General features: G+C 59.6%; 34 protein-coding genes. All 34 read left to right on the forward strand.

Features of this window, described 5'->3' with window-relative positions; genetic code table 11:
* Nucleotides 1-7 precede the first annotated feature (7 nt).
* Complete coding sequence (locus AB6B39_RS01485; protein WP_284371128.1) at nt 8-238, forward strand: hypothetical protein; 231 nt, start codon at nt 8-10, stop codon at nt 236-238.
* Complete coding sequence (locus AB6B39_RS01490; RefSeq protein ID WP_284371130.1) at nt 235-843, forward strand: MT-A70 family methyltransferase; 609 nt, start codon at nt 235-237, stop codon at nt 841-843. Before AB6B39_RS01485 ends, AB6B39_RS01490 begins: the two co-directional genes overlap by 4 nt.
* Nucleotides 840-1,229, forward strand: coding sequence for a hypothetical protein (locus AB6B39_RS01495; RefSeq protein ID WP_284371132.1), 390 nt, complete (start codon nt 840-842; stop codon nt 1,227-1,229). Before AB6B39_RS01490 ends, AB6B39_RS01495 begins: the two co-directional genes overlap by 4 nt.
* A gap of 280 nt (nt 1,230-1,509) precedes the next feature.
* Nucleotides 1,510-1,947: a regulatory protein GemA gene (locus AB6B39_RS01500; RefSeq protein WP_284371134.1), complete on the forward strand. Its 438-nt coding sequence runs from the start codon at nt 1,510-1,512 to the stop codon at nt 1,945-1,947.
* A 5-nt stretch (nt 1,948-1,952) separates the two neighbouring features.
* On the forward strand, nt 1,953-2,330 hold the full coding sequence (locus AB6B39_RS01505) for a helix-turn-helix domain-containing protein (protein WP_284371136.1): 378 nt from the start codon (nt 1,953-1,955) through the stop codon (nt 2,328-2,330).
* Between the two features lie 79 nt (nt 2,331-2,409).
* On the forward strand, nt 2,410-3,336 hold the full coding sequence (locus AB6B39_RS01510; RefSeq protein ID WP_284371138.1) for a lysozyme: 927 nt from the start codon (nt 2,410-2,412) through the stop codon (nt 3,334-3,336).
* A gap of 2 nt (nt 3,337-3,338) precedes the next feature.
* Nucleotides 3,339-3,629 (forward strand): hypothetical protein, encoded by a 291-nt coding sequence (locus AB6B39_RS01515; RefSeq protein ID WP_284371140.1) that lies wholly within the window; start codon nt 3,339-3,341, stop codon nt 3,627-3,629.
* A gap of 204 nt (nt 3,630-3,833) precedes the next feature.
* Nucleotides 3,834-4,175: a hypothetical protein gene (locus AB6B39_RS01520; protein ID WP_284371142.1), complete on the forward strand. Its 342-nt coding sequence runs from the start codon at nt 3,834-3,836 to the stop codon at nt 4,173-4,175.
* Complete coding sequence (locus AB6B39_RS01525) at nt 4,165-4,575, forward strand: hypothetical protein (protein ID WP_284371143.1); 411 nt, start codon at nt 4,165-4,167, stop codon at nt 4,573-4,575. The genes AB6B39_RS01520 and AB6B39_RS01525 overlap by 11 nt, the downstream gene beginning before the upstream one ends.
* Nucleotide 4,576: 1 nt before the next feature.
* Nucleotides 4,577-4,897, forward strand: coding sequence for a hypothetical protein (locus AB6B39_RS01530; RefSeq protein ID WP_284371145.1), 321 nt, complete (start codon nt 4,577-4,579; stop codon nt 4,895-4,897).
* Between the two features lie 26 nt (nt 4,898-4,923).
* Complete coding sequence (locus AB6B39_RS01535) at nt 4,924-5,454, forward strand: DUF3486 family protein (protein ID WP_371398678.1); 531 nt, start codon at nt 4,924-4,926, stop codon at nt 5,452-5,454.
* Nucleotides 5,451-6,974, forward strand: a complete 1,524-nt coding sequence (locus AB6B39_RS01540; RefSeq protein WP_284371149.1) for a terminase large subunit domain-containing protein — start codon at nt 5,451-5,453, stop codon at nt 6,972-6,974. Before AB6B39_RS01535 ends, AB6B39_RS01540 begins: the two co-directional genes overlap by 4 nt.
* The gene (locus AB6B39_RS01545; RefSeq protein WP_284371151.1) at nt 6,974-8,515 is read left to right on the forward strand and encodes a DUF935 domain-containing protein; all 1,542 of its coding nucleotides are present in this window, start codon (nt 6,974-6,976) and stop codon (nt 8,513-8,515) included. The genes AB6B39_RS01540 and AB6B39_RS01545 overlap by 1 nt, the downstream gene beginning before the upstream one ends.
* A 4-nt stretch (nt 8,516-8,519) precedes the next feature.
* Entirely contained in the window at nt 8,520-8,783 is a 264-nt protein-coding gene (locus AB6B39_RS01550) for a hypothetical protein (protein WP_284371153.1), read from the forward strand.
* Nucleotides 8,780-10,030: a phage minor head protein gene (locus tag AB6B39_RS01555; RefSeq protein ID WP_284371155.1), complete on the forward strand. Its 1,251-nt coding sequence runs from the start codon at nt 8,780-8,782 to the stop codon at nt 10,028-10,030. The genes AB6B39_RS01550 and AB6B39_RS01555 overlap by 4 nt, the downstream gene beginning before the upstream one ends.
* A gap of 331 nt (nt 10,031-10,361) precedes the next feature.
* Nucleotides 10,362-11,537, forward strand: a complete 1,176-nt coding sequence (locus AB6B39_RS01560; RefSeq protein WP_284371158.1) for a phage protease — start codon at nt 10,362-10,364, stop codon at nt 11,535-11,537.
* A gap of 3 nt (nt 11,538-11,540) precedes the next feature.
* Complete coding sequence (locus AB6B39_RS01565) at nt 11,541-11,942, forward strand: hypothetical protein (protein ID WP_284371160.1); 402 nt, start codon at nt 11,541-11,543, stop codon at nt 11,940-11,942.
* 41 nt (nt 11,943-11,983) lie between these two features.
* Entirely contained in the window at nt 11,984-12,892 is a 909-nt protein-coding gene (locus tag AB6B39_RS01570; protein ID WP_284371162.1) for a Mu-like prophage major head subunit gpT family protein, read from the forward strand.
* A gap of 11 nt (nt 12,893-12,903) precedes the next feature.
* Nucleotides 12,904-13,320: an HI1506-related protein gene (locus AB6B39_RS01575; protein ID WP_284371164.1), complete on the forward strand. Its 417-nt coding sequence runs from the start codon at nt 12,904-12,906 to the stop codon at nt 13,318-13,320.
* 145 nt (nt 13,321-13,465) lie between these two features.
* Complete coding sequence (locus tag AB6B39_RS01580; protein WP_284371166.1) at nt 13,466-13,879, forward strand: gp436 family protein; 414 nt, start codon at nt 13,466-13,468, stop codon at nt 13,877-13,879.
* Entirely contained in the window at nt 13,880-14,344 is a 465-nt protein-coding gene (locus AB6B39_RS01585) for a phage virion morphogenesis protein (protein ID WP_284371168.1), read from the forward strand.
* Nucleotides 14,341-14,895 carry a hypothetical protein gene (locus tag AB6B39_RS01590; protein WP_284371170.1) on the forward strand — a complete coding sequence of 185 codons (555 nt, stop codon included), beginning with the start codon at nt 14,341-14,343 and terminating at the stop codon, nt 14,893-14,895. Before AB6B39_RS01585 ends, AB6B39_RS01590 begins: the two co-directional genes overlap by 4 nt.
* Nucleotides 14,892-15,506 (forward strand): phage baseplate assembly protein V, encoded by a 615-nt coding sequence (locus tag AB6B39_RS01595; RefSeq protein ID WP_284371172.1) that lies wholly within the window; start codon nt 14,892-14,894, stop codon nt 15,504-15,506. Before AB6B39_RS01590 ends, AB6B39_RS01595 begins: the two co-directional genes overlap by 4 nt.
* Nucleotides 15,487-15,705 carry a hypothetical protein gene (locus AB6B39_RS01600; RefSeq protein WP_284371174.1) on the forward strand — a complete coding sequence of 73 codons (219 nt, stop codon included), beginning with the start codon at nt 15,487-15,489 and terminating at the stop codon, nt 15,703-15,705. The genes AB6B39_RS01595 and AB6B39_RS01600 overlap by 20 nt, the downstream gene beginning before the upstream one ends.
* An 8-nt stretch (nt 15,706-15,713) precedes the next feature.
* On the forward strand, nt 15,714-16,037 hold the full coding sequence (locus tag AB6B39_RS01605) for a GPW/gp25 family protein (protein WP_284371176.1): 324 nt from the start codon (nt 15,714-15,716) through the stop codon (nt 16,035-16,037).
* The gene (locus tag AB6B39_RS01610) at nt 16,034-16,909 is read left to right on the forward strand and encodes a baseplate J/gp47 family protein (protein WP_284371178.1); all 876 of its coding nucleotides are present in this window, start codon (nt 16,034-16,036) and stop codon (nt 16,907-16,909) included. The genes AB6B39_RS01605 and AB6B39_RS01610 overlap by 4 nt, the downstream gene beginning before the upstream one ends.
* Nucleotides 16,906-17,508 carry a phage tail protein I gene (locus AB6B39_RS01615; protein WP_284371180.1) on the forward strand — a complete coding sequence of 201 codons (603 nt, stop codon included), beginning with the start codon at nt 16,906-16,908 and terminating at the stop codon, nt 17,506-17,508. The genes AB6B39_RS01610 and AB6B39_RS01615 overlap by 4 nt, the downstream gene beginning before the upstream one ends.
* Entirely contained in the window at nt 17,505-18,044 is a 540-nt protein-coding gene (locus AB6B39_RS01620; RefSeq protein WP_284371182.1) for a phage tail protein, read from the forward strand. Before AB6B39_RS01615 ends, AB6B39_RS01620 begins: the two co-directional genes overlap by 4 nt.
* Nucleotides 18,041-18,772 (forward strand): hypothetical protein, encoded by a 732-nt coding sequence (locus tag AB6B39_RS01625; RefSeq protein WP_284371184.1) that lies wholly within the window; start codon nt 18,041-18,043, stop codon nt 18,770-18,772. The genes AB6B39_RS01620 and AB6B39_RS01625 overlap by 4 nt, the downstream gene beginning before the upstream one ends.
* A 9-nt stretch (nt 18,773-18,781) precedes the next feature.
* A complete protein-coding gene (locus AB6B39_RS01630; protein ID WP_284371186.1) occupies nt 18,782-19,288 on the forward strand; it encodes a hypothetical protein in 507 nt (168 codons plus the stop codon).
* Nucleotides 19,288-19,851: a DUF1353 domain-containing protein gene (locus AB6B39_RS01635; protein WP_284371189.1), complete on the forward strand. Its 564-nt coding sequence runs from the start codon at nt 19,288-19,290 to the stop codon at nt 19,849-19,851. The genes AB6B39_RS01630 and AB6B39_RS01635 overlap by 1 nt, the downstream gene beginning before the upstream one ends.
* A complete protein-coding gene (locus AB6B39_RS01640) occupies nt 19,848-21,026 on the forward strand; it encodes a phage tail sheath C-terminal domain-containing protein (protein ID WP_284371191.1) in 1,179 nt (392 codons plus the stop codon). Before AB6B39_RS01635 ends, AB6B39_RS01640 begins: the two co-directional genes overlap by 4 nt.
* Nucleotides 21,027-21,065: 39 nt before the next feature.
* Complete coding sequence (locus tag AB6B39_RS01645; protein ID WP_284371193.1) at nt 21,066-21,566, forward strand: phage major tail tube protein; 501 nt, start codon at nt 21,066-21,068, stop codon at nt 21,564-21,566.
* 18 nt (nt 21,567-21,584) lie between these two features.
* On the forward strand, nt 21,585-21,899 hold the full coding sequence (locus tag AB6B39_RS01650) for a phage tail assembly protein (RefSeq protein WP_284371195.1): 315 nt from the start codon (nt 21,585-21,587) through the stop codon (nt 21,897-21,899).
* The last annotated feature ends 15 nt before the right edge of the window (nt 21,900-21,914 follow it).

The following is a 21,914-nucleotide window of genomic DNA, read 5'->3' on the forward strand; positions in this document are numbered from 1 at the left end:
TCAGCTGATGTCTGATCATGAACATGAGACCGTGTTCGAACTCACGCCAGAGATCAAAAACGGCGAAGTTCGTTTCTACGTTGACGTGATCCTTAAGCGTCCGGTCTCGGTCTCGGAATTGCGCCGTATGGCGGGGACGTTGAACCTCGCTGCCGATCAGATGGATGAGGTTCTGAAGACGGAGAGGTCTGTTAGCGAATTTCTGGATGACGCCGTCCGGAAGGTGTCAGGTCGATGAGTGACGATTATCCATTTTCCGATCTGCCTTTGTTTGGGTTCGACCTGATCATGGCAGATCCGCCCTGGGATTTTGGCTGCTGGTCTGAGAAGGGCGAAGCGAAGAATGCCAAGTCGCATTATCGCTGCATGAGCCTGGACGATATCCGCACGCTGCCAGTCGGGGAACTGGCGTCGAAGAACTGTCTACTCTGGCTTTGGGCGACCAATCCGATGCTCGACCAGGCGTTCGAGGTGATCCGGGCATGGGGATTTCAGTTCAAGACGGCTGGAACATGGGTCAAGCGCACGCGCCACGGCAAGCTCGGTTTCGGGACGGGCTATGTTTTGCGGTCTGCAAATGAACCGTTTCTGCTCGCTACGGTCTCGGATGCGAACGTACCTTTCCTGATCGCGACAACAGGTGAAATTTCGACGGCGCGGAATGTGCGTTCTGTCATCGAAGGCCCCGTCCGGGAGCACAGCCGAAAACCCGATGAAGCCTTTGCTGCGGCTGAGCAGCTCATCCCCCGTGCGCGGCGTCTGGAGCTGTTCTCGAGACAGGCCCGGCCAGGCTGGACCGTGTGGGGTGATCAGGCTGACAAATTCAATGAGGTCGACGCATGAAATTTCATTCGGAAAATCAGAAGCGCCGCACAAGGCGGATCGCCAGAATGATGCTGCAGGGCATGACGGACGTTCAGATGGCTGATGTCGAAGGCTGTCGCCGCGAGACTGTACGGTTCTGTCGGCACACATTTATTTCGCAGGAAGACGGTGCGAGCCAAGAGAAACGCAAGCACAGCGCTCATGCATTTCTGGAAAGGCTCGAAGCCGAGCTGGAAAAACCCGAGATCAAGGCTCGCAAATCCCGGACGTGTCAGCGCTACAACACGCGGACGCGTCGCTACTGCGGAAAGCCGACCCTGTCCAATTATTGCGAGCCCTGCGACGCGACGCTGCGCGAGCCGGTCGCCTGTGTGAGTGGCGTCGAGCGGATGACGATGCTGTGATTGCAGATAGCCGGAAACCGTATTTAACGCACGCGTTCGCAGTTCCGTTGTCGCAAACGGTGAGTGAGAGTTCAGCCGCGCACAAAGCGCGTTTCCAGGATCGCGAGTCCGATTTTCTTCGTCGCGTCCATGGTCTCGCCTCATCGATCATTCGTCATAGTGGAGAGCTACAGTATATCTGTAGGGATCGGGGTTTGGCTGCCGATATACGCATGTGCGAGGTTCGTGAAATCACGCGCGATCTGGTCTTGATGATCGAAGCCGAAACGCGGGTACCGTCATGAGCGCCGCACTCCGCAGGCTTCATGCTGAACGGCGGCGTTACAGTATCGACGAAGAGACGTTCCGGGCGATCCTCCTCGGCCAGATCGGACGCGAGAGTTCGAAGGGCATCACCATGGCGGGTGCCAATGCCTGCATCCGGGAGTTTGCCAAATATAAGCCGGAACTTGCGCCGCCATCAGATGAAAACCCGGACGGCTGGCGCAGACGATCAGACGATCCGCTTGTGCGCAAGATCTACGCGCTCTGGACTGTCCTGCGTAATGGCGGGGTAGTCCAGCCGAGATTCCCCGACGCTTATGTCAAGCGCATGACCAAGGCGGACCGGGCTGATTTTCTGACACCCGTTCAGTGCAATACTGTCATCGAGGGACTGAAAGAGATTATTGACCGTGAGGGTCTGGGCGGCGGCAACATCAGGACATCGCGTCGGTAATGGCCGTGTCCGAGACACTCGAGCGCATCATAGATGCGGCAGGCCAGCAGGCCGCCCAGCTTCTGTGTCGCGCGCATGGCGGGCACCGCCTTTACCTGTCCGACCGCCCAGGCTCCGCATTGGTTGATTGCGTAGGGCTGGACGCCGCGGGCGCAATCGTTAAAGAATTCGGGAATTGCGAGATGGATATTCCAATGGGGCACTGGTCGGGTCCCAGCGCACGCCGCAGAGCTGTGAGGCGCGCTCTGCAGAATGGGGCGACGACGACCGACGCGGCGAGACTGGCCGGTGTCTGCGACCGGACAGGGTGGCGCGTCCGGGCCGCACTGAAAACTGGCGGCCCCGATACACTCCCGCTTTTTGGTGACGATAGCGCCGACTGACTGACAGCTGTCAGTGTGTTCCAGAAATCTCTGAAGCCTATGGCTTGTGTCGATCCACGCGCCACAATGAGCCAGAGCTATGCGATTATCACAACCGGGACGGGACCTGCTGAAGCGCCTCGAGGGCAGCCGGGCACGGGTCTATCAGGACGCGGCTGGCCATGACACGATCGGCGTCGGGCATCTCATTAAGCCCGAAGACCGCGAGCGCTACAAAGATGCCGTGCTGAGCGATCACGAAATCGCTCAGCTGCTGACACGCGACCTGCTTCAGTTCGAAGCGGCGGTCACACAAGTCTGTCAGGACGGCGGCTTGATGCCGTCTCAAACCCAGTTTGACGCGTTCGTTCTGTTGACCTTCAATATCGGTGTTGGCGGTCGCGATCCGGGCTTTGTGACATCGACCGTGCTGCGTCGCTTCCTGAACCGTGACGAGGCGGGCGCGGCGGCCGCTTTCCTGATGTGGAATAAGATTACCATTACCGACCGAGGAACCGGCGAGCGTCGACGGGTCGTATCTCGCGCACTTGAGGCGCGCCGTATCGCAGAATCACGTCTGTTCTTGCACGGTTACTATGACGCGACACCTTACAACTCGCTCGACGATGAAGAGCAGCTGCGCGCGTTGATTATTCCGTCCAACCGCCAGGGGCAGAGCGAGAGCGTCTTACCGTCCGAGTCGGAGATCCGTCCGAACCTGAAATCATCGCGGACAATGAAAGCGACAACGGCCGGGCAGGCGGGTACGGGCATTGCGGCATCGGCCGCGACAGTCGGCGCGGTCCGAGAGATCACAGAGCAAGCGGCTGATGCAGCCCATAATGCCGGTGATGCGGCGCGCTCTGTCACCGACGTAACGGAAGCCACGGTTCGAACGGCCTCTTTCATGTCCAGCATCTCATTCTGGGTGTTCGCTGCCATTGGCATCGGCGCTCTGATTGCGATCATTGCCTTTATCCTGATCCGCCGCGCGCGCCAGGATGACTGGCAGCGTGGGCTCCGCTGATCATGGGAGGGTTTGGTGCATGGATCGCGGCTCGCCTGTCCAAGATCGGCGGAGCCTTAGTCCTGGCGGGTGCCGTCGTTTTGGGCGTGTTGATGGCGATAACTGGGATCAAGCGCCGCGCGCACCATGAGGGTCGCGAAGAAGTTCGTGATGAAGAAGAAAGACGGCGGCTACGTCAGGCCGTCGAAGATGGAGAGCGTCATGCTGAAATCACCGAAGCCATGCAGGACGCCCATGTGGACGGCCCTCGCACTCGCGACGATGTGCTTGACCGCCTGCGGAACGACCCCTGAGGTCGAGACCGTTGTCGTCAGGGAATATGTCTGTCCGCTGGTCGAGCCATGGCCTGCGGATCTGCGCGCTGTTGCGGCAGATGATCTGATGTTTCTGCCGCCCTCATCACCCGTCTTCGATCTGCTCGCCTCCGCCATTCGCCTGCGCGACAGCGTGAAGGCCTGTCACGAGACAAAAAAACAACAAGAAAAAGGGGCATCGGAATGATGTCGATTACATCAAAATTCTATGCCTGGATGGATCTGAACTGGCCGATCGTCCTGCTGTCGATCTTCATTCTGTGTATTTTCCTGACGGGCTGTTTTGCCTTCACAGTCTGGGTTTTACGCAGCGACAATGAGTCCGCGATCAGCGCTATCCTTACCATGCGCGAAGAGCAGGATCAGCGATCGCAGAGCATGATCGCGGATCTTAAACGTGAGATGGGTCGCAAGACCGACGAGATCATGGGGACCGTGTCTGATACGGCCGAAGCGCTGGTCGAGGAGGTCGATGAACGCCAGGCGGAACGGACCTCGTTTCTGACGGATGAACATGATGGGTAGTCCGTTAGCCATCGACTGGGCGGCCGTTCTCGGTGTTGCGACCCTGATCTGTACGATCATCGGCGGAATGCTGACGCTCGTCTACAGGCTGATCGTCGTCAATCAAGGAAAGACAGCCGCGCTCTTTGACGCGCGGGTCGAGGCCGCAGTTCAGGCTTTCGAGGCGGCTCTCAGGGCGCGCGATGAACTCGAGCGCGAGAGGATTGATGGCTACAAACAGGATGTCGCTGCCCTGCGCAAGCGTCAGGATTTACTTGAGAGGGAGCTGAGGTCGATGGTCAAGGATCTCTCTCGAAACTACGTTCCCCGCGAAGATTTTCTGAAGCGGGACACGGCGTTGGAACTGAAACTTGATCGGCTCGGAGAGAGGCTGGTCAACATTGTCACGAGGGAGGGCTGAGATGCCGATATCACAAGAACACACCGTTGCATCAGCGAGGCGTAATCTGCGCTGGTCTGTGATCCTTTGTGCCAGCGCAGGCGGGCGACTTGGCATCAATGAAGATATCGTGTTGGACACGATTAATCGATCTGGCCTGCCTGTCACGCGCTCCGAGATGCGCGATGCTGCGCATTATGTCGAAAGTCATGGCTATATCGGCATCGACGAAGGTGACAATCAATGGGTCTTCAAGATTACCAGCAAAGGTACTGATCTCGTCGACAATGAAATTGCTTGCCCTAAGTCGATTGCGCGGCCTCCGAAATACTGGGGTGACTGACCGAGATGCCAGCGCCGTCCAAAATTATGGTGCTCCTCAATGATGCGGAGCGCGCCGAGCTCGACCGCCGCATCAAGGAAAACGGCTTTGGCGGTTATCGCACGCTTGCTGCCTGGCTTCAGGAACGGGGCTATGAAATCAGCAAATCGTCTGTGCACGCCTACGGCCAAGAGCTCGAGCAGCAGTGCAAGAAGATCCGGATAGCAACAGAGCAGGCGGACTATATTCGCCGGATGTTCCCTGACGACGATGCCGGGATGATGGATGGGGTGCTACGGACATTCGTCGCCGAGCTGTTTTCCTACATGCAGGACTTCAGCATTGAGAAAGGCTCCATGGATCCAACCAAGATGGGCAAGCTCATCGGGGATCTGTCAAGAGCGACCGTGTCTCAGAAAAAATTGCAGGCACAGATCCGCGAAGAAGAGCGCCAGCTCGCCGCCGAGGCTGCGCGAGACGCTGTATCCGAACAGGGTGTATCAGCCGAGATTGCTGACATGATCTATCGTCAAGTCCTGGGCGTTGACCGACCGGCTCTCGAGGCTCCATCGACGTGAGCGCGAAACCCGCCACAGTTGAATCCGAAATCGACTGGGAGGCGGTTAAGGCCGAGGCCTCAAGCGATGCCGACCGGCTGAAGGCATCCAACGACAATGACAAGATTCTGCTGCGCTACCAGCAGCGTATTCTGGCCACAGTCGCACAATCCGCCTTTGTTGTTATCGAGAAAAGCCGTCGTATCGGTGCGACTTGGGCGCTGGCATCAGATGCCGTTCTGCGGGCCGGGAAGTCCCGCGCGGCGGGCGGCCAGAACGTCATGTATATTTCCTACGCCATGGACATGACGCGGGAGTTCGTCGAGGCCTGCGCATTCTTTGCGCGGATCTTCGGCCAGGCGATGACCAAAGCTGGCGAATTTCTGTTCAAGGAAGGCAAAGATGATGAAGGGATCAATGCGTTCCGGATCGAATTTGCGTCCGGCTTCAAGATCCAGGCGCTCAGTTCCGCACCGCGTTCGATCCGCGGCAAGCAGGGTCTGGTTATCATCGATGAGGCCGCATTCGTTGACAGTCTCGATGAGCTGGTCAAGGCGGCGAACGCCATGTCGATCTGGGGCGGTCGGGTGGTCATCATCTCTACGCATAATGGCGTAGACAATCCGTTTAACAAGCTGCTCGATGAGGTGAAGTCCGGAGAGCAAGCCGGTGTTTGGTTGAAGGTAACCTTCGATCAGGCGATCGCGGACGGGCTCTATGAGCGTGTCGCGCTGATGAAACCGGAGATGGCGTCACTCGGTCGCGACGGGTTTGTCGCGCGCATTCGCGGCATATATGCGAAAAATGCATCCGAGGAGCTCGACGTCATTCCATCGGCAGGCGGCGGGTCCTGGCTCGCGGCGGCCGACATCGCCAAGGCGACGGCCGCCAATGACAATGCAGTTGGTCCGCATGCCTATCAGGGCGGTCCGTGTGTGCTGGGTTGGGACGTGGCACGTAAGGTGGACCTCTCAGTGCTCTATCTCTTCGAGTTGGTTGGGAACCGGCTAGAAGAGCGTGAGCTGATCGTGATGAAAGGCCTGCGCTTTTCAGAACAATATGGCGAAGTGGACCGGCTCTTTGAGCGGTACCGCATTATCAAGTTCAATATCGATCAGACGGGCATGGGCGAAGCCGTCGTGGAAGAAATGGAAGAGCGTCACGGCGAGAGCATTGTCGAAGGTGTCATGTTCACATCTGCCAACAAGCTCGAGATTGCCATGGTGCTGAAGCGGCGGTTTGAAGATGAGGAGATGCTGATCAGCAATGATCCACTGCTGCGCGCCGACCTGCGATCCATCAAGAAAAGCGGCGGCGCTTCGGGACGTCCCGTCTTCGCCAATGACAACAACAAGGATGACGATACGGATGGCCATGGGGACCGGTTTTGGGCAGCCGGTCTGGCGACGCTCGCCGCCGAGACAGGCGAGATCCAATATGACTACCACTCCGCTGCCCGGTCGAGTGCGTCCGAGGTGCCATTCGGCGGCCGTCGAGTGCGCACCAGCTCAGGTCTGTCGTCCATGAAAGGAGCCTATTGATGCCCGGCCGTCATATTCAACGGGTCGGTCAATCAGCCCCGATACCGAACTCAAAAAAACCCAAGCCCGGACCCTCCCATGCGGTCGCGATTGCCAGCGCCTCACAAAGTCTCTGGGCCTCGGCTCTCGGTTCCCTGACACCCTTTACCCTGTCGCGGATTCTGCGCCGCCATGGTGAAGGCGATCTCGATCAGTTTCTGATTTTTGCTGAAGAAGCTGAAGAAAAGAATGAGCATTACGGTTCCGTCCTCGGAACACGCAAGCGGGCTGTTGAGGGGCTTAATTACTCTGTGGAGCCAGGCGGTGACACGCCAGCTGACAAGGAGATGGCCAAGCTGATCGGCTCCATGCTCGACAATCCGGTCATGGTTGAGCTGGTCGAGGATATGCTCGATGCGCTCGGTAAGGGTTACTCAGTCAATGAAATTATCTGGCACACGGAATCCGGTGTCTGGGTGCCGGTCGCGTTCAACCATGTCGATCCGCGCGCCTTTCAGCTCGACCAGCTCGACCGACGCCAACTCCGTCTGAAGAGCCGGAATGATCGTGCGGGCATCCCGCTCCAGCCCTACAAGTTCGTTACGCATTTTTCGAAGCTCAAGAGCGGAGCGCCGCACCGGGCCGCGCTCGCGCGCTTTGTGGCATGGACCTATATTTTCCAGAACTTCACGATCAAGGATTGGGTCGGCTTTGTCGAAACCTACGGGCAGCCTCTCCGGGTCGGCAAATATGGTGCGAAGGCGACGGACGAAGATATCGCGACGCTGGTTTCCGCCTTGCGCAATATCGGAACGGATGCAGCGGCCGCGATCCCGCAAAGCATGCAGATCGAGTTCATCAAGGCGACCGGCACGACATCCGGAGGGGCCTTCAAGGAACTCGCCGAGTATTGCGATCGGCGGATATCAAAGGCGGTGCTCGGCCAGACCATGACGACGGACGATGGCTCAAGTCAGGCACAGGCCATAGTCCATGATGATGTGCGCACTGACATCAAGAGAGCCGATGCGCGTCGAATATGCACAACCCTGAACCGCTATCTCGTGCGTCCCGTCATCGATCTGAATTTCGGGCCGCAGGCGCACTATCCGAAGATCGTCTCTCCGGTACTCGATGCGCAGGATCTGAATGAGCTGCGCGCTGCCATCAAGGACTTCACGGCCATGGGTATTCAGGTGCCGCAATCCTTCGTTCATTCCCGCTGGGGCATACCGCAGGCCAAGGATACGGACACGGTACTGGCTGTGCCTGAAGCCGGGAGCCCAGCCGTCGCGACAGCCCGACAGAATATCGCCATGGCCCGCCGCTCCGGCGTCGATCCTGATGCGGCCTTGGAAGACCTGATTGAAAAGACCCATTCCGACTGGGAGCCGATTGCCGATGCGCTGGCCGATCCGATCATTGCCGCCATCAGAGATGCGTCGGACTATGAGGATGCGCTGGCGCGCCTGGACGCTATCGTGCCTGACAGTGATCCGCTCGCCGCCCGGCTGCGTGACGGGCTGGTCAGCGCCCGCCTGCTCGGCAATACGCCGGAGTAGAGCGGTGCCCGATAATGCGAAGGTGCAGGTCGGACAAAGAGAAGTATCGGGGGAACTGTCGGTTTTCGCAATGGACTGGGAGCCTGACAAATGGCGGTACAAGTTCGAAGCCTTTGACGAATTGTCCAATCCTCAGCTTGGAGGTGATTATCGCCGGGTTGTCCTGACAATGGCCGGAGGCATCTATACATCACAACAAGAGGCGCTGCGCGGTGCCAGTGGTGCGGGTGTCATTCTGATCGAAACTTGTGAGCAGGTTTCATCGTGACAGATTTCGTATTCGAAACCAATCCGCCTGAAGCGGTCACCAATTTCCTGCGCAATAAGGAATTGCTGCCGACGATCGGCTATCGGGATCTGGCGGCTCAGGAACATGCCTTCGCCTTTACGGTCGCCCGCTCGACCGGCTTCGACATTCTGGGTGATATTCGCGGTGCGCTTGTCACGGCCCTGGAAGAGGGGAAGACCTTTGCGCAGTTCCAAGCCGAGCTTGAGCCGCTGCTGGCGCGAAAGGGCTGGACGGGTTTTACGCTCGGCGGCGACGGCGTATCCGGTGAGAATGATCTGATCGAACTGGGCACGCCGCGTCGACTACGGACCATATTCGATGCCAATATGCGCTCGGCGCGTGCCGCCGGTGCCTGGGAGCGCACCCAGCGGAACAAGGCGTTCCTGCCCTACCTCATCTATACGCTTGGCCCTTCTGAAGAGCATCGCCCGCACCATGCTGACAAGGAGGGCCTCATCCTGCCCGTTGACCATCCCTTCTGGCGGGTCTGGTATTTCCCGAATGGCTGGGGCTGCAAATGCGGCGCGCGGGCGATCAGTGCGCGGGAGGCGCAGCGGCTGGGCGGCGTTAGTGATGAACCCGACGTACCGGACGTGCAAGTCCGCAACCGGGAGACAGGCGAGATCCGGACCGTGCCGCAGGGCGTGGATCCCGAATGGGCCAGCAATCCGGGACTTGAACGTCAGGATAATCTGCGCCGCACCTTGTTTGCGCGCCAGTCAGTCACGCGGCCTGACCTGACCGAGACAATGGTTCGCGTCGGGTTCGCGGATCTCCGCAGCCGTCCCTTCATGCAGTCATTCCTGCGCGGCGAGCTGACGGATGATCCGCGTGTCTCGCTGCCGGTCGCCGTTCTGCCAGAGCGCTTTCGCGACTTGGCCGGGCATGAGGGCACGGTGATCGGCTGGACGGGCCGGTCGGCAGCGAGGCACAATCCATCTGTCGAAATCAATTACCCGGATGCAAAAGAATGGGATCTGCTGCAGCTGCTGATCGATCAGGGTACCGGTTGGATCCAGACTGGCCCGACCGGGAAGCGGTGGATCAATTTCATTCTCTATCATGAGGGCCGCTGGCTGCACGCGACCCTGACCAGCCTGCCAAAACGCGCGGAGCTCTGGCTCAATACGTTCAAGCGGCGTAGTCCCGACCCTGCCCGACCGCCGCGACCCTCGCAGACGCACCGACGCGGCCCAGGCGAGCGATTCGATATCGGTGAGGGATGAAGAGGTCGGGCGGGTCGCGATCCCCGCACAGGAGCTGTTAGCCTGGTAACGCGAAATGGCTCCGACCTCAGGCCTGAAATAGGTCCGATCCTTGGCAAAATCAACGCAAATCACCGGCCCTGACAGAATTTGGGCGGTCTTAAGGCCTGATTATCGCGCACCGCGCCTCTCAAGCTAGTCTCAAGCGCCCTTGCGCTCATTTCCGGTAGCTTCTAACGACGGGATGCGAAATTGCGCTGTGCGGTGAAATTTTGCGCCTCCCCTGTTTTCCGGTTTCAGCCTGACAACTGTCAGCGTGTTTGCTCTCATCCGCCTGCGCCATAGCGGGGTCATGAACTGGACCGCCCGGACACTGATTGATGGTATGGCGCTTGCGCTCTGTAGCGCCGGTGCGACCGGCCCAGCCAATGATCCTGGCGACGCGGTTCGAGGCCCTTTGAAATTGCCCGAGGGACTTGCGATTGCACGGGATCTTCAGCAGCTCATCGTCAATCTGCCTGAAGAGACTGAGGGCGATGCGGTCTCCAGCTGGAACATGATCCTTCCAGCCGGGGAGATTTTGGAGCTTCGCGACAATCGTGTCTACAGAAACCCGGATCCTGACGCTCTCGTTGCGGCCTATAATGCAGACCCTGTTGATATCATGGTCGATATCAATCACTGCTCGGTCGGATCGGAATGGGGTCCGCCTGCCGAAGGCTGGGTCGCGCAAATGGAAGTGCGCGACGGTGCGATCTGGGGTCTGATCGACTGGACCGACCGTGGCTTGAATGTACTTCAGGCGCGTCACTACCGCTATCTTTCGCCTGCCTTCTCCCACGCCGAAGACGGAGAGATCACCGGCTTTCATTCCGTCGGTCTGGTGAACTCGCCTGCCATGACCATGCCCGCCGTCGCCCGGTCTCAGGCTGACGGCGATCCAACACCCAAACCAACGGAGTCACTCATGACTGAAGAACAACTGGCCTCCCTGCGCGAAAAGCTCGGCCTCGACGCCGATGCGAGCGTTGATGATATTCTGGCGGCCGTCGCTGCATCGAATGAAGATAAACCAGGCGGGGGTGAGCCCGGCGATCCTGCCGACCCCGCAAACCCTGAGGGCGGTGAAGCAGGCGCGGGGGCGGGCGTCGATCTCACCGATTACGTTCCCCGCGCCGATTACGATGCCGTCGTGGACCGTCTCGCCGAGACGGAAAGCGCCGGTGAGGTTTCGCCAAGTGCTGACGAAGTCGAGCAGGTCATTGATCAGGCGATCGCTGCCGCGCGGATCGCGCCGTCATCGAAGGATCATTACGTCGCCATGTGCGCTACACAGGCAGGGCTCGACAGCTTCCGCAAGCTCGTCAAGGTCAGCCCCGACCTTGTGGTCGGCAAGCCGGACGCATCACTGAACAAACCGATCGCGACAGCTGGGTCGCTGACAGCTGCCCAACAGCAGGTCTGCCGCGCGCTCGGTGTCTCGGAAGAGAAATTCATCGCCACCAACAAAGCCAATCAAGGAGCCTGATCCATGGCGCTTACGAAACGCCGCGAGATTGTCTCTCGCAAGCCGGGCCTTGTCGCCCATCCTGTCGCTGCAACGGCCGTCATCCATTCCGGCGCGATCGTCGTTCTGAACGGTGACGATTTCGCGCAGCCTGGAACGGCGGCAGCCGGTCTCCGTTCTGTTGGTCGCGCCATTGAAAGCTGCGACAATTCAGCTGGCGGAAATGGCGATGCCCGCATCACCGTGCAGCGCGATCTCGCACAGCGCTACGACAATGACGGGGTCGCCCCGGTCACGCGCGAGCATATCGGTGGATCGGCCTACATTGTCGATGATCATACGGTCAGCTCTGACGCCACAGACCGCTCGGCTGTCGGCATTGTTCTCGACGTCGATGAAGACGGCGTCTGGATCCTTTTCCCTTAAGTCCGCCCATCCCGTTTCTCGATTGATCTGAAAGCAAAATCATGGACCCTCTCGTTATTACCCCAGAAATCCTGCAAGCCATCCGGGGCGGCCTGCGCACCGAATTTGAAGATGTCTTCAGTGGCATCGAGCCAGTCTGGGACCGCATCGCAACAGAGGTTCCGTCCACGACATCCGGCAATAATTATGGCTGGCTCGCCGACGTACCAGATGTCCGTGAGTGGATTGGTGAACGTCAGATCCGCGAACTCGACGAGCATGCCTACCGCATCAATAACCGCCTGTTCGAAAGCACGGTCGCGGTGAAGCGCACCAGCATCGAGGACGGCGATCTCGGATCCTATACGGTTCGCACGCGGCAGATTGCCGACAAGGCCGCCAAGCACCCTGACAAGCTGGTATTCGAAGCTGTCAAGGCGGGCTTTACGTCGCGCTGTTTCGACGGCCAGAACTTCTTCGACACGGACCATCCAGTGGGACCGGACGGCAAGGAGGAGAGCGTGTCCAACTTCCAGAACGGTGCCGGCGAAGCCTGGTACCTGCTCGACACGACCGCGCCGCTCAAACCCTTCATCTTCCAGAACCGATCTCCCGTCGAGTTCGACAGTCTGGACGGGATCTCCAATGGGTCGATGCCGGAGCATGTCTTCATGAAAGACCAGTATGTGTTCGGCACGCGCCATCGGTCCAATGCGGGCTATGGTTACTGGCAGCTCGCCTTCGCGTCCAAGGCTCCCCTGACCGCCGCCAATCTCAAGGCGGCTCGCGACGCCATGCAGGCTTACAAAAGTCATTCGGGCGAGACGCTGGGTGTCATGCCGAATACGCTCATGGTCGGGATCGGAAATCAGTCGGCAGCCAAGGAGTTGATCGGCGCGGCGAAGATCAACGACGCCTATAATGAATTCAAGGATGCGTTCGAGCTGATCGTCGCGCCGCAGCTGAATTAGCGGAGGCGGCGATGACGCAAGAGAATACCGGTACGGAAACCCCCAAGCCTGATGGCGCGGACAAGACTGCGCCGAAGTCGGACACTCAGACATCTCAGACGGAAGCGCCGAAACCGGATGGCTCAGACGATCCGGGTTCCAAGCCCGATGACCAGAAGGTTGAGGCAAAAAAGCCCGCAGCGAAAAAGCCCGCAGCGAAAAAGCCTGTGACGAACAAGAAGCCCGGCAAGAAGCCGTCAGGTGGCAACCCGCCCCCTGCAACGGAGCGTCTCGTCATCCAGGCAAATGCAGCGGGCTCCTATCGCCGCGCCGGGCTCGATCTGTCTGATCGTCGCGAAGTCACTCTTGCAGCGAGCGCCTTGTCCAAGGCGCGTCGCGCTCAACTCGACGCAGATCCGCGCGTCACGGTGCGTCCGGCCGAGGACTAACCGTCACAGTCTTTCGGTTTCGCGCATGGGGGCGGGCCGAAACCTGCGGGCCGGGGCCTCCAGTCCCCGGCCTGCACCCTCAACCGCCCATGGAGATCGTGATGACATTTGTTACTCCCCGCCAGACCGAGTGTGCCGCCCGCTGATGTATGCGACGCGTGAGGATATCGTATCGCGCTTTGGCGAGGACGTGCTGATCGGCGCGGCCGACGCGGATGGGCTGATCGTGGACGCGCGTATCACGGCCGCCCTCGAGGCCGCATCTGCCGAGATCAACTCCTATGTCGGCGTCCGTCACACGCTGCCCCTCACCTCCGTTCCGCCCATCCTCGTCGAGCACTGCGTCGTCATGGCGATCTACAAGCTTAATAGCGGGGCCGATATGGGGACAGAGGACATGGAGACGCGCAACAAGCAAGCTCTAGGCTGGCTTAAGGATCTCTCAAATGGACGCGCCACGCTCGGCCTAGATAGCAAGCCGGGCCAAAAATCGCCGCGTCCTGTCGTCACGACCGGAACGCCTCGTCAGTTTTCCCGCCATGCGATGCGAGAGCTGTAGATGAGCGCCGTTGCTCTGCATATCGATCTGGCCGAAATTGAGTTGGCGAGCGCGCGTCTCGATGCAATTGCGTCAAAGATTGATGTCGGGGCGCTTTTGTCTGGCGTCACAGGGATTGTCGAAAGCCAGACCCGTCGCCGGATTACGGATGAAAAGCGGGCTCCGGACGGAACACCCTGGGCAGACTGGTCGCCTGCATATGCCGAGACTCGCCACGGCGGACACAGCCTGTTGCAGGGGCGCGGGGATTATCTGGATTCGATCTTTGGGGAAGTCCGCGGCGATGTCGGTGTCGTCGGTTCTCCCCTCATTTACGCGGCTATGCATCAGCTGGGTGGAGACTTCCAAGCGTTCGGGCGCCACGCCGCGACCATGCCGGCCCGTCCCGCCTTCGGCCTGTCTCCTGCGGATGAAACCGAGATCCTCGAGGTTGTCTCGGACTATCTGAACGGTCTGGATCTGTGAGCGGGCTTGAACATGTCCAGGACAAGGTGGTGACGGCCATCTCGACGCTACTTCCTGCGCTCAAGACCTGCGATGCACATCCGGGACGCTTCACGCCGGACGAACTCAAGGCGTTCATAATAAAAGCCCCAAGCGCGCATGTGGCGATGCCAACGGTCAAGGGGGGCGTCGTTCAGGGTGGCCTGGCCATGCTCGATGTGAAGATCGTCACCGTTTTCACGGCCAGGAATACCGTTCTCGACGCCAAGAAACTGCTCGGCTCGCAGGCGGCACTCGCCATGGTTTCGGCCTTCATGACAATCCTGCCAGGCCTTCGCCTGGGCAGCGGCATCGGTCAGGCCAGCGATATCCAGGCAGACAACCTTTATGACAGCAGCGTCCGCAAGGACGGCGTCGCGCTCTGGGCCGTGCATTGGAGCACGACCGTTACCGTTCAGCCCGAGATTGATGAGCAGCTCGGCACGCTTTCCCAGTTGCTCTACAGCTGGGCTCCCGAAATCGGAGTTCCGCATAAAAACGATTATCTTCCGCTGATCGGAGGGGCGTCATGACGAATGACAAAGCCTTTGCGGATCTTCTGGAGCGCGTTGATAACCTGTTCCGCATCGGATCCGTGACGCATCTGGATCTGGCTGCGAGCCCGCCTGTTGCGCGCATCGATGACGGCGACCGGATATCGGGCTGGATCCCGATCATGACGCGGCGGGCGGTGGGCGGCGAGGCCGAATGGGATGCGCCTGAGATAGGTGAACGTGTTCTGGTTATCGCACTCGGCGGTCGACGTGAGCAGTCGCGTATTCTCCCAGCCGCGCTCTTCTGTGCTGATCATCCTGCCCCGAGCCAGGACGGCAATGTCGTCTTGCGTCAGCATGATGACGGTGCGTCAGATGGCTATGATCGTCAGACCCACATCCGCACAATTCGTGTGCCAGATGGCGGTTCCCTCAAGATTGAGGTCGGATCCACACGCCTCAACGTTCATGACGGACATATTCAGATCATCGCTGACGCCCTGACGATCGACGGCACAACCGTGATGATCGACGCCGACACGATCGAGCTCGGCGGATCTGGCGGGGCGAAGGTCGCCCGCGTCGGCGATGCGGTCAATCCAAACACGTTCAAGATCCAGGAGGGCAGCGATGTCACAAAATCAAACTGAACAATCCAATCAGCGAAAAGAGCGTTTCGTCGCCGTTGCCGGTCCGATCAATGTCGCTGGTGCTTTGCGCCGGTTCGGTGACTCTGTGTTTCTCACCGACCGAGAGGCGGCGAGTTATGGTGCCATGATCTCTGATCGCAAGCCTGCGAAAGAGTCGCTCAAAACAGGACTGAAGTCCAAGGATGCGGGCGCTGACTGATGGTCGCCATGTCGCGACATACAGGATCGAGTATCGATCTTCTGGCGCATCTGCGCCAGTCCGTCAGCGATATTCTGACGACGCCCATCGGGTCACGGGTCATGATGCGCGACTATGGATCGCGCCTCTACGCGCTGATCGATAGACCGATGACGCCAGCTCTTAAGGTTGATGTGTTTGCGGCCTGTGTCGATGCCCTGTCGCGCTGGGAACCCCGTCTGATTGTTGATCGTGTGTTCGTTCAGGCCGATCGGGGCGGACAGCTGCAGGTCGGTATCGAGGCGCGCACCCAACTGGGCGAACCTATTCGGATCGACGGAGTGACGGTGTGAGCGCGCTCTTCGATCCAATCGATCTGGAAAGGTTGCCTCCTGTTGCGGAGTGGACGGTTAATTATGATGCCGAGCTGGTGGCACGTATTGAGAGCTTCCTCACCGATGCACCGGAATATGCTGAGACGATTGAGCTGGAATCAGATCCGGTCAGGAAGCTGCTGCAGGAAGCCGCCTATCTTGCTGTGCTCGCCAAAAATGCGGCGAACCAGGCCGTCCGGCAATCTATGCTTGCCACAGCGAGCGGGGCTGAGCTTGACGCACATGCAGCCCTGATCCCGATCTTGCGTAAGGCAGAAGAGACGGATGACCGGTTCAGGCTGCGCATTCGCCGATCTCATTCGGCCTTCTCTGTTGCCGGACCGCGATCGGCTTATGAAACGATTATTCGTGAGCGCGTTCCAGACCTGATCGATATCGATATCCGCACACGGACCAATGACGTGAGTGTCGATCCGGGTGTCGTCAAAGTCTATGTGCTGACAGGTGAGGAACCTGAAGGCTCGGCCGACGTCGCCAAACGCAATGATGTGGCGGTTGTGCTCGATGACGATGTCGTGCCTGATACAGATCAGGTCATCGTGCTCTCGCCCGTTATCGCCGACTATAGCGTGCATGCGCTGCTGACGATCAATCCCGGCCCCGGTCAAGATCAGGTACTCGCGGCGGCGCAGTCGGCTGTGACGGCTCTGACGGACAATGCTTACCAGATCGGCGGATCGGTCAGCCGTGACCAGCTCATCGCCGCGCTCGTCGTGGAGGGTGTCACGAAGGTTGATCTCCAATTGCCCGAGGTCGACATTGATGCGGCCGCGCTGACGGCCCCGCGCATGAGTGCGCTGACCGTCCTGCCGGAAGGCGATCCGTCTTGAGTTCGCTGCTACCAGATAACGCCACGCCGCTGGAGCTGTTCGTCGAAAAGCAGCTGCTCGCCGCGCATCAACCGGCCACAAGGATCCCGGTTGTGTGGGATCCGGAGCGCTGCCCGGCTGAACTCCTGCCCTATCTCGCCTGGGCGCTGGCCGTGGACGTGTGGGATGATGACTGGTCGACGGCCCGAAAACGCACTGTGATCAAGGCGGCTGTTTCCGTGCATCGGCATCGCGGAACAATCGGTGCCATCCGTCGGGCTTTGCAAGCGCTTGATCTCGGTGTGCGGATCTCCCGATGGTACGAGCATGGCGGGGAGCCCTACACATTCCGAGCCGAAGTCTTCGTGTACGACCGCCCGCTAGACGAAGCCGAAATCGACATGATCTACCGGACGATCGCGAACACGAAGTCTGCGCGGAGCTGGCTGGAATCGTTGTCCGTTGTTCTCACAGGTCGCGGCCAGCTGCATATACTCGCGGCTGCACGCGTCGGACAGCATATCCGATTGCGCCCGCCAGAGGCGCGCGCGGAAGATGATCTGTCGGTCATCGCCGCACCCATCACCCGATCGCGGATCCATGTGGGGGGCAACTCATGAGCACCTATCAGGCCAAATTGACAGATGCTGGTCGCGCTGCCGTTACAAACGCCTTTCTGACCGGAGACATGGTGTCGCTCACGCAATTTGCAGTGGGAGACGGCGGCGGTCCGGTAACGGGCGTGGAGACCGCGCTACGGTCGGAACGCTGGCGCGGCGCTGTTCAGCGCCTTGCTCCGCTCGGAGTCGATGGCGATCGCTTTACTGTCGAAGTCACGGTTCCGTCCGATGTGGGCGGGTTTACGATCCGCGAGATCGGTCTGCTGACGGCAGACGGTGTGCTGGTCGCGATCGCCAATGTCCCGGACACGGACAAGGTCGTGGCGGAAGAAGGGGCCGTCACTGAAACGCTGGTTGGTTTCGACTTTGCCGTCGAACACCCCGGAGTTGTCGAGCTCAAGATAGATCCAACAACGACGATCGCCAGCCGTGCCTTTGTGGAGGATCGGGTCCGCGATGCCGAGCTGATCGGCCATCTCGCCCTGACGGCCGCCATGACCAACCGCATGAAACTCGAACGAAAGCGATTCCAATGAGCGACATCCTAGACACCATCTCTACCGAGCTGGGACGGCTCGCCTTAGAACAGGCGGGTTGGATCGACAGTGCCAACGGCCTTCTCGATCTGACGGTCGCGGCCACGGCACGGGCCGACGCCGCCGTTCAGGCGGATAAGGGCCGGGTATTCCTCTATGTCGACCCGACCAGTGGGCAGGACGCGAATGCAGGCACTTTAGCCGCGCCGTTTGCCACGTTGGAGCGCGCGCTGCAGGAAGTGCGCAGCCTGCAGCACACCGAAATCGGGATCATGAACAATATGACCCTCAGCGTGTCGACGACGCTGCGGACCTTCTGCGGCTATCTTTTCCTTCGAGGCGTCGATGCAGCTGGAGTTCCAGCCCAGCGCACTCTCACCGTTCAGGACGATGCAGCCGCATCCAGACCGGGTGGCATCTTTTTTGAGAATCCATTCGCAGCTCTGCTCTTGCTGGATCTCGACATTGCGATGGGCAGCCAGTTCGACTTCGGCGCGTTTCGCCAGGAAGGCGGCAGCCTCAAGGCGCACCTGGTCAACACGACCCTGTCGGAAACCGGAGCGAATGCGGCCAGTGTTTTCGGCACCCCAAGCGCGCCCGGTACCCTCGACTTCGAAGTGGCGAATATGTCCAGGACCGGTCTGGACGGGCGCATCATTCAGGGTGTGACCGACGGAACAGCTTTCACGAATTTCTGGTGGCTTCGGTCGCCGATCGCCAACTTCTAGGAGGTCATCATGCGCCGTCTCGATATTCTTCATAATGGTCAAAATCTGTTGCAGGTGACGCGCGCCGAGGCCGAGGCTCGGCTGGGGCAGGACGGCTTGTCTCTCTGGGATGCTGCTGCTAAAATCGCCGATGGTCTACTGGCGCGCAATGCGGTGAGAGCCACGATCGCGGCGCAAGTCGGCGATCGTGACTCCATTCTCGGCACCACGGCCGACGCCACGCAGATCAACGCCGCGATCCTGCTCGCATTCCTGTCGGCGATGGCTGACAATACGACTATCTCAGCCATCCGGACGCAATTTCTTGCAAGCGTCGATGACATGTTCCCGACCCCGGACGGTGAGACGGGACTGACCTCTCTGGCTAAGGGTTTTGTCACGGCGATCGAGGCCGGAGATATCCAGCTGACGGCCAACGTCAAAACACCCGGCACGGTCCTGGACGAAATTGCAACGCGCAGTACCGGCGTCGCGACCATCCTGGCCGCCATCGGCGCGCAAGGTGTAGACGGCTGATGGGCCGTTTCACTACACCGCTGATCTACCGCCGTATTCCGGACTGCGTCCGGACCGGTCGCCCGCGCTTCCGTCTGCGCGAGTCCTTTACCTATGCGCTGAAGGAGAAGGACGGGCCGATCGCCATTCTGGTGCCAAAGAACTTCAAGACGGATCTGGCGACCATCCCGCGTCTCATCGATGACTGGTTCGGTCTGAACCCGTCCGGACGGCTCGCCAAGGCGGCGGTCCTGCATGATTACCTCTATGGCGATCCGCAAGCGCTATTGCCGCTGATCTGGGCCATCCTGAACAACCGAACGCGGCTCGGCGAGGACTATGTCCGAACGCTGACCGGACCCCTGCCAGAGCGCGTCGATGATCTGCGCCAGCTGGCCGATGATCCTGCCTTTCAGCGACGGGTCGCGGACCGCATTTTCCGCGAAGCCGCGCAGGTGCCGCCAAGGTCCGGGTGGGACGGGCGGATGAGCCGTCTCATTGCCTGTCTGGCTTACACTGCCGTTCGCCTGTTTGGCGGTCGCGCCTTTCAAACATCGCTTAAAACCAAGGAGAGTTTTGTATGAGCTTCATTCACGGTGTCGAGGTTCTGACCATACTCGACGGATCACGTCCTATTCAATCCAAGCGCATCAGTGTTGCGGGCATTATCGGTACGGCTCCCGATGCCGATGCGCAGAAATTCCCACTTAATACGCCAGTCCGCGTGCTCGGCTCGACCGATATGGCGGGTCTCGGCGCGACTGGAACCCTGCCTACGTCCCTGGACGGCTTTTACGACAATGGGGGCGGCACGGCTGTCATTATCCGCGTCGATGAAGGAGCGTCGGAAACGGACACGCTGACCAATATCGTCGGTGACGCGGCGACACTGACCGGTGTTCATGCCTTCAAAGCGGCTGAGAGCCTGATCAAGCTGACGCCACGCATCCTCGTCGCCACGGGCTGGACCCATCAGCGCCCGAATGACAATGCCAATCCTGTCGTCGCCGAGCTGAAGGGTGTGGCTGAAAGCCTGCGGGCTGTCTTCTATGCTGACGGCCCGAACACGACCGATGCGGCCGCGCTGGCGGCAGCCTTGGAGCTCGGGGATGCGCGCGGACGTCTGATCGATCCCTGGTCCAGTGTTTTCCGTGACGGATCCTCTGTCTTGGAACCGGCATCGGCGCGCATGGCGGGACGGCGCGTGCAGGTCGATGACGATCTCGGTTTCTGGCACTCCGTGTCCAACCAGCCTCTCGCCGGAATTACCGGGCTAGGCCGTCCAATCCATCATGAACCCAGCAATGTGAATGGGCAGACCAATCTGCTCAATGCTGGCAATGTCACGACGCTTATTCATCGCGACGGTTTCCGGATCTGGGGCAATCGCGGCACGGGGGCGGAGCCTTTGACCGCGTTCCAGAGCGTGCTGCGAACGATGGACAGCGTTGAGCTTGCGATGGAGAGTGCATTTGCCTGGGCATTGGACCAGCCGATGAGTGCTCAGCTCTTTCTTGATATTGCCGATTCGGTGAATGCCTATTTGCGGTCTTTGACAGCACGGGGCGCATTGCTGGGCGGCCGATGTTGGTTCGATCCGGACCTGAACGACGTCGCGACATTGCAGGCCGGTCGGGCTTATCTGAACTTCGACATCGAGCCGCCCGGCCCACTCGAGCGTCTGACCTTCAGCATGTACCGCGAGCCTGATTACTACGCCTCTCTGGCTGATCAGGTTGCGACTTCGCTCGCCGCTTAAGGCGAGCGTTCAACTCACACGATCGCAAAGGAATAGACCATGATCGAACTCCCAAAAGTCGTCAGCGACTTCACCGCCTTCATTGATGGGCGGGGCCTTGCGGGGCGCATCAATGAAGCGAAGATCCCGGCCATCGGGCTTGTCACCGAAGAGCATACGGCTGGCGGTATGGGTGGCACTGTGGATATCTGGATGGGCCTCGTCGAGAAAATGGAGACCGAGGTGACAGTCGACGGCATGTCGGCCGCCTTCACCGAAGGGTTGGGCCGGTCCGACTTTCCGCTCACGCTACGTGGCGTACTCGTCAATGACGATGTGACAGAGCAGGCCATCTTCCAGACGCGCGGTCTCTATAAGAAGGCCGAGTTCGGCGACCTCAAGCGCAAGGACAAAGGCAGCCAGAAGCTGATGGCGACGTTGAGCTACTTCAAGGCGACGATCGGTTCTGTCGAGATCGTCGAGGTCGATGTCATCAACAAGATTTTCATTGTGGATGGGGTCGACCGTTTTGCCGAGCACCGCGCCGCGCTTGGCCTGTAACGTAAGGAGCGAGACATCATGACCAAAAAGAGCATTTCCGATCAGATGGAAGGTGATCAGGCGACCGATTTTACCGGGGCCGGTCCGTTCACAATTACGCTCAAATACCCTTTGAGCGACATTGAACCGCCACTCAGCACGCTCACGATCCGTCGTCCGAGAGTTGCGGATCAGACAGCAGCCGCACGTTCAGCCAAGCAAACCGACCTGCAGGAAATCAATCTGTTCGCATCGCTTTGCGAGATCAGCGTAGATCTGATCGGTGAACTCGACATGGCCGACTATGCCCAGCTTCAGGATGCCTATGCGGCCATGACTCAGGGAAACGGCTAACCAGCTCCGTCGATC

The organism is Algimonas porphyrae, assembly GCF_041429795.1.
Lineage (GTDB): Bacteria > Pseudomonadota > Alphaproteobacteria > Caulobacterales > Maricaulaceae > Litorimonas > Litorimonas porphyrae.

Coding starts and splice junctions, on each gene's coding strand:
- AB6B39_RS01620 (WP_284371182.1), top strand. CDS start 17,505: ATGAGCACCTATCAGGCCAAATTGACAGATGCTGGTCGCGCTGCCGTT.
- AB6B39_RS01630 (WP_284371186.1), top strand. CDS start 18,782: ATGCGCCGTCTCGATATTCTTCATAATGGTCAAAATCTGTTGCAGGTG.
- AB6B39_RS01625 (WP_284371184.1), top strand. CDS start 18,041: ATGAGCGACATCCTAGACACCATCTCTACCGAGCTGGGACGGCTCGCC.
- AB6B39_RS01510 (WP_284371138.1), top strand. CDS start 2,410: ATGCGATTATCACAACCGGGACGGGACCTGCTGAAGCGCCTCGAGGGC.
- AB6B39_RS01495 (WP_284371132.1), top strand. CDS start 840: ATGAAATTTCATTCGGAAAATCAGAAGCGCCGCACAAGGCGGATCGCC.
- AB6B39_RS01650 (WP_284371195.1), top strand. CDS start 21,585: ATGACCAAAAAGAGCATTTCCGATCAGATGGAAGGTGATCAGGCGACC.
- AB6B39_RS01525 (WP_284371143.1), top strand. CDS start 4,165: ATGATGGGTAGTCCGTTAGCCATCGACTGGGCGGCCGTTCTCGGTGTT.
- AB6B39_RS01560 (WP_284371158.1), top strand. CDS start 10,362: ATGAACTGGACCGCCCGGACACTGATTGATGGTATGGCGCTTGCGCTC.
- AB6B39_RS01585 (WP_284371168.1), top strand. CDS start 13,880: ATGAGCGCCGTTGCTCTGCATATCGATCTGGCCGAAATTGAGTTGGCG.
- AB6B39_RS01635 (WP_284371189.1), top strand. CDS start 19,288: ATGGGCCGTTTCACTACACCGCTGATCTACCGCCGTATTCCGGACTGC.
- AB6B39_RS01565 (WP_284371160.1), top strand. CDS start 11,541: ATGGCGCTTACGAAACGCCGCGAGATTGTCTCTCGCAAGCCGGGCCTT.
- AB6B39_RS01570 (WP_284371162.1), top strand. CDS start 11,984: ATGGACCCTCTCGTTATTACCCCAGAAATCCTGCAAGCCATCCGGGGC.
- AB6B39_RS01485 (WP_284371128.1), top strand. CDS start 8: ATGTCTGATCATGAACATGAGACCGTGTTCGAACTCACGCCAGAGATC.
- AB6B39_RS01645 (WP_284371193.1), top strand. CDS start 21,066: ATGATCGAACTCCCAAAAGTCGTCAGCGACTTCACCGCCTTCATTGAT.
- AB6B39_RS01595 (WP_284371172.1), top strand. CDS start 14,892: ATGACGAATGACAAAGCCTTTGCGGATCTTCTGGAGCGCGTTGATAAC.
- AB6B39_RS01535 (WP_371398678.1), top strand. CDS start 4,924: ATGGTGCTCCTCAATGATGCGGAGCGCGCCGAGCTCGACCGCCGCATC.
- AB6B39_RS01605 (WP_284371176.1), top strand. CDS start 15,714: ATGTCGCGACATACAGGATCGAGTATCGATCTTCTGGCGCATCTGCGC.
- AB6B39_RS01530 (WP_284371145.1), top strand. CDS start 4,577: ATGCCGATATCACAAGAACACACCGTTGCATCAGCGAGGCGTAATCTG.
- AB6B39_RS01545 (WP_284371151.1), top strand. CDS start 6,974: ATGCCCGGCCGTCATATTCAACGGGTCGGTCAATCAGCCCCGATACCG.
- AB6B39_RS01515 (WP_284371140.1), top strand. CDS start 3,339: ATGGGAGGGTTTGGTGCATGGATCGCGGCTCGCCTGTCCAAGATCGGC.
- AB6B39_RS01580 (WP_284371166.1), top strand. CDS start 13,466: ATGTATGCGACGCGTGAGGATATCGTATCGCGCTTTGGCGAGGACGTG.
- AB6B39_RS01575 (WP_284371164.1), top strand. CDS start 12,904: ATGACGCAAGAGAATACCGGTACGGAAACCCCCAAGCCTGATGGCGCG.
- AB6B39_RS01640 (WP_284371191.1), top strand. CDS start 19,848: ATGAGCTTCATTCACGGTGTCGAGGTTCTGACCATACTCGACGGATCA.
- AB6B39_RS01500 (WP_284371134.1), top strand. CDS start 1,510: ATGAGCGCCGCACTCCGCAGGCTTCATGCTGAACGGCGGCGTTACAGT.
- AB6B39_RS01520 (WP_284371142.1), top strand. CDS start 3,834: ATGATGTCGATTACATCAAAATTCTATGCCTGGATGGATCTGAACTGG.
- AB6B39_RS01490 (WP_284371130.1), top strand. CDS start 235: ATGAGTGACGATTATCCATTTTCCGATCTGCCTTTGTTTGGGTTCGAC.
- AB6B39_RS01600 (WP_284371174.1), top strand. CDS start 15,487: ATGTCACAAAATCAAACTGAACAATCCAATCAGCGAAAAGAGCGTTTC.